General features: G+C 60.8%; 2 protein-coding genes and 1 pseudogene. All 3 read left to right on the top strand.

Going from position 1 to position 4,367, the window contains the following annotated elements:
• Positions 1-370, top strand: a pseudogene (locus tag J7360_RS19140) (avirulence protein); the annotation flags it as partial.
• A gap of 375 nt (positions 371-745) precedes the next feature.
• Positions 746-1,348 (top strand): recombinase family protein, encoded by a 603-nt coding sequence (locus J7360_RS19135; protein WP_007967594.1) that lies wholly within the window; start codon positions 746-748, stop codon positions 1,346-1,348.
• Entirely contained in the window at positions 1,332-4,361 is a 3,030-nt protein-coding gene (locus J7360_RS19130; protein WP_168968237.1) for a Tn3 family transposase, read from the top strand. The genes J7360_RS19135 and J7360_RS19130 overlap by 17 nt, the downstream gene beginning before the upstream one ends.
• Positions 4,362-4,367: the final 6 nt, after the last annotated feature.

Genomic DNA, 4,367 nt, shown 5'->3' with positions numbered 1-4,367 from the left:
AGTTGAACGCTTCGACAAGCCTGATGCAATCGACGCGCTGGCCAGGACAAACGCATTCAGAGCCGAGATCGAGGACCCGCAAACTGAACTCCATGCAAATGCGCGCGACCTAGAGACAGCCTTTCTAGCCAACCCCGCACCTGGCGATATCTGTTCCTCGATGCCGGTCATCGCCCCCGATCTGGCCCGAAACACGCGTCAAAGGTTGCAAGAGCACTCACCGCGGACGCGTGAGGCTCTAGCCGCCGATGCTGCGCGGCAAGCCTATGCACTGGATGACGCACAGCCAATTTCGCCGCGCACAACTGCTGCAATCCTTGAAGATGCAGAACGCCTGGATGCCTTGGGTCGCCCGCCATTGAGTTGGTGAACTTTCATCTGGTACCAACTGGGCTTGGATGTAGCCTGTCTGGCGTCGATGTCAAATAGCCAGTTCCCGGCTGGGCGCAAACGACCGCTGTAGAGCAGGTGATGCCTCCTGCCTGTTCAACGCAACAGTGGGCAAACGGGGGGAGAAATGACCGCCCCACTCAGGCGAACAGCTGCTTGATCGGTTTCAACTACACACCGTTATCGGCCTGATGGCCTAGTGGCGTCAAGGTGCCGGCATGTCGCAAAACAAGTGTTTTGCGACATGTAGGCAGCCTCCCAGCACAAGTGATCGCAGAACCCCGTAAAAAGTGTGCGGAAAACCCCGTCGCCACACGCTACCATGCGGAAACCGGTTCCCGATGGTTATTCGCCTATGTTGGTCGGCTACATGCGTGTGTCGTCGGACTCCGACCGGCAGAGCACTAACTTGCAACGCGACGCACTGCTCGCTGCTGGCGTTGATGCCCGACACCTGTTCGAGGATCGCATCTCAGGCGCGAAGGATGACCGCGCAGGCTTGACGAAGGCGCTCGAATTCGTCCGGCCCGGTGACGTACTGGTGGTCTGGAAGCTCGACCGGCTTGGCCGCTCGCTGTCGCACTTGCTCGCCATCGTGACCTCACTCAAGGACAAGCAAGTGGCGTTCCGCTCGCTGACCGAGGGAATGGATACCAGCACGGCGTCCGGCGAGTTGCTGTTCCATGTGTTCGGCGCACTTGCGCAGTACGAGCGGGCCCTGATCCAAGAGCGCGTCGTCGCGGGCCTAGCCGCTGCCCGGCGGCGTGGCCGCACCGGCGGGCGACCTCTGGCCATCGTCGGCGAAAAGCTGGAGGCCATCATTGCCGCGCTGAACGGCGGGATGTCGAAAGCGGCCGTGTGCCGCAACTTCGGCGTCAAACGCACCACCTTGATCGAAACGCTGGAGCGAGTGGGTTGGCGTGGAACGGGCAGAACGGCCGATGAGCAACAAGAATAAGCTGCTCACCGTCCTCTCGGACGCCGAGCAGGAAGCGCTTTATGGCCTGCCGGACTTCGACGATGCGCAGCGGCTGGAATACTTGGCGTTGTCCGAGGCGGAGTTGACGTTCGCGGCCAGTCGCCCCGGCCTCCATGCGCGGGCCTATTGCGTCTTGCAGATCGGCTACTTCAAGGCCAAGCACGCCTTTTTCCGCTTCAACTGGAGCGAAGTCGAGGATGATTGCGCCTTTGTGCTGAGTCGCTACTTCCACGGCGAGGACTTCGAACGCAAGACGATCACCAAACATGAGCACTACACCCAGCGCGAGCGCATCGCCGAATGGTTCGGCTATCGGCTCTGGGCAGCCGATTTTCTGCCACAACTCGCGCAGCAGGCCGCCCAGATCGCACGCCGCGACGTGACGCCTAGCTTCGTCGCCGCCGAGCTGATCGTCTGGCTCAACGAACGCAAGATCATCCGGCCCGGCTACACGACTGTGCAAGAACTGGTGAGCGCCACGCTGTCGGCCGAACGTCGGCGCTTAGGTGGCCTGCTGGCCGAAGTGCTGGATGATTCGGCCAAAGCCGCGCTATCCCAGCTTTTGGTACGAGACAACACGCTGTCCGAATTGGCGGTGCTCCGGCAAGACGCCAAAGATTTCGGCTGGCGTCAGATGGCCCGTGAACGCGAGAAGCGCACCATTTTGGAGCCGCTGCACGGGATCGCCAAGACGCTGTTGCCCAAGCTGGGCATCTCGCAACAGAACGTGCGTTACTACGCGAGCCTGGCGAACTTCTATACCGTCCACGACCTGCGAAACCTCAAGCCGGACCAGACCCATCTCTACCTGCTGTGCTACGCCTGGCTGCGCTATCGGCAACTCACCGACAACCTGGTCGATGCCATGGCCTATCACATGAAGCGACTAGAGGATGAAAGTCGTGCCGGCGCCAAGCAATCCTTCGTCGCCGAGCAGGTACGGCGTCAGCAGGAAACGCCACGAGTCGGACGCCTGCTGTTGCTCTATGTCGACGATACGGTGGCCGACACCACACCGTTCGGCAACGTGCGGCAGCGGGCGTACAAGATCATACCGAAAGACGCGCTTCAGCTCGTCGGCCATCGTATGAGCATCAAACCAGCGAGCAAGCTGGCCCTGCATTGGCAGGCGGTGGACGGGCTGGCCGAACGCATGCGCCGTCATCTGCGACCGCTGTATGTCGCGCTCGACCTTGCCGGCACCGACCCCAGCAACCCGTGGCTGGCAGCACTGATCTGGGCCAAGAGTGTGTTCGCCAAACAGCAGCGCCTGTCGCAACGTCCGCTCGTCGAATGTCCAACAGCGACGTTGCCGAAACGGTTGCGACCGTACTTGCTGACCTTCGACGCCGACAGCAAGCCGACCGGCCTGCACGCAGACCGCTACGAGTTCTGGCTGTACCGCCAGGTCAGGAAGCGCTTCCAGTCGGGCGAACTCTATCTCGACGACAGCTTGCAACATCGGCACCTCTCTGACGAGTTGGTGTCGCTCGATGAGAACGCCGATGTACTGGCTCCGATGGACATCCCGTTCCTGCGCGAACCGATCGAGGCCCAACTCATTGCACTGACGGCAGAACTGCGAACGCAGTGGTTGGCGTTCAACCGTGAGCTGAAGCAGGGCAAGCTGAAGCACCTCGACTACGGCAAGGCCACGCAGACGCTGACGTGGCGCAAGCCCAAGAGCGAGAACCACAAGGCGCATGAGCAGGCACTCTACGAGCAACTGCCATTTTGCGACGTGGCCGACGTGTTCCGCTATGTCAACGGTCAGTGTCAATTCTTGTCGGCGCTCACTCCGTTGCAACCACGCTATGCCAAGAAGGTGGCCGACGCTGACAGCCTGATGGCAGTCATCATTGCCCAGGCAATGAACCACGGCAATCTGGTCATGGCGCGTACCAGCGACATCCCGTACCACGTGCTGGAGAGCACCTACCAGCAATACCTACGGCAAGCATCGCTGCACGCGGCCAACGACTGCATCAGCAACGCCATCGCCGTGCTGCCGATCTTCCCGCATTACTCGTTCGACCTAGGCGCGCTGTACGGTGCGGTCGATGGCCAGAAATTCGGCGTCGAGCGTCCGACCGTGAAAGCGCGCTACTCGCGCAAATACTTCGGCCGCGGCAAGGGTGTCGTCGCCTATACGCTGCTGTGCAACCATGTTCCGCTCAACGGATACCTAATCGGTGCTCACGAATACGAAGGGCACCACGTGTTTGACATCTGGTATCGCAACACGTCGGATATCGTGCCAACGGCGATTACCGGCGATATGCACAGCGTCAACAAGGCCAACTTCGCCATCCTGCACTGGTTCGGACTGCGCTTCGAGCCGCGCTTCACCGATTTGGACGCCCAATTGCAGGATCTGTATTGCGCCGACGAACCGGCGTTGTACGAGACGTGCCTGATCCGACCGGTCGGCCAAATCGATCGGCAACTCATCGTCAGCGAAAAGAGCAACATCGACCGGATCGTCGCCACGCTGGGCCTGAAGGAAATGACTCAGGGCACCCTGATCCGCAAGCTATGCACGTACACCGCGCCGAACCCGACGCGGCGCGCCATCTTCGAGTTCGATAAGCTGGTGCGCAGCATCTACACATTGCGCTACCTGCGCGACCCGCAACGGGAACGCAGCGTGCACCGCTCGCAGAATCGCATTGAGTCCTACCACCAGCTACGCTCGACCATCGCCCAGGTCGGCGGCAAGAAGGAGCTGACCGGGCACACAGACATCGAAATCGAAATCAGCAACCAATGCGCACGGCTGATGGCCAACGCCATCATCTACTACAACTCGGCGATCCTGTCGCGCCTGTTGACGAAGTACGAGGCCAGCGGCAACGCCAAAGCCGTGCTGCTGATCACGAAGATGTCACCGGCGGCGTGGCGACACATCCTGCTGAACGGGCACTACACCTTCCAAAGTAACGGCAACTTGATCGATCTGGATGCGCTCGTGGCGGGGTTGGAATTGGGGTGAGGGGTG

Source organism: Xanthomonas sp. D-99, assembly GCF_017746145.1.
In the GTDB taxonomy this organism is placed as follows: Bacteria; Pseudomonadota; Gammaproteobacteria; order Xanthomonadales; family Xanthomonadaceae; genus Xanthomonas; species Xanthomonas cissicola.
Note: the sequence above shows the minus strand (reverse complement) of the source record. Positions and strands in the feature narration are given on the sequence as shown.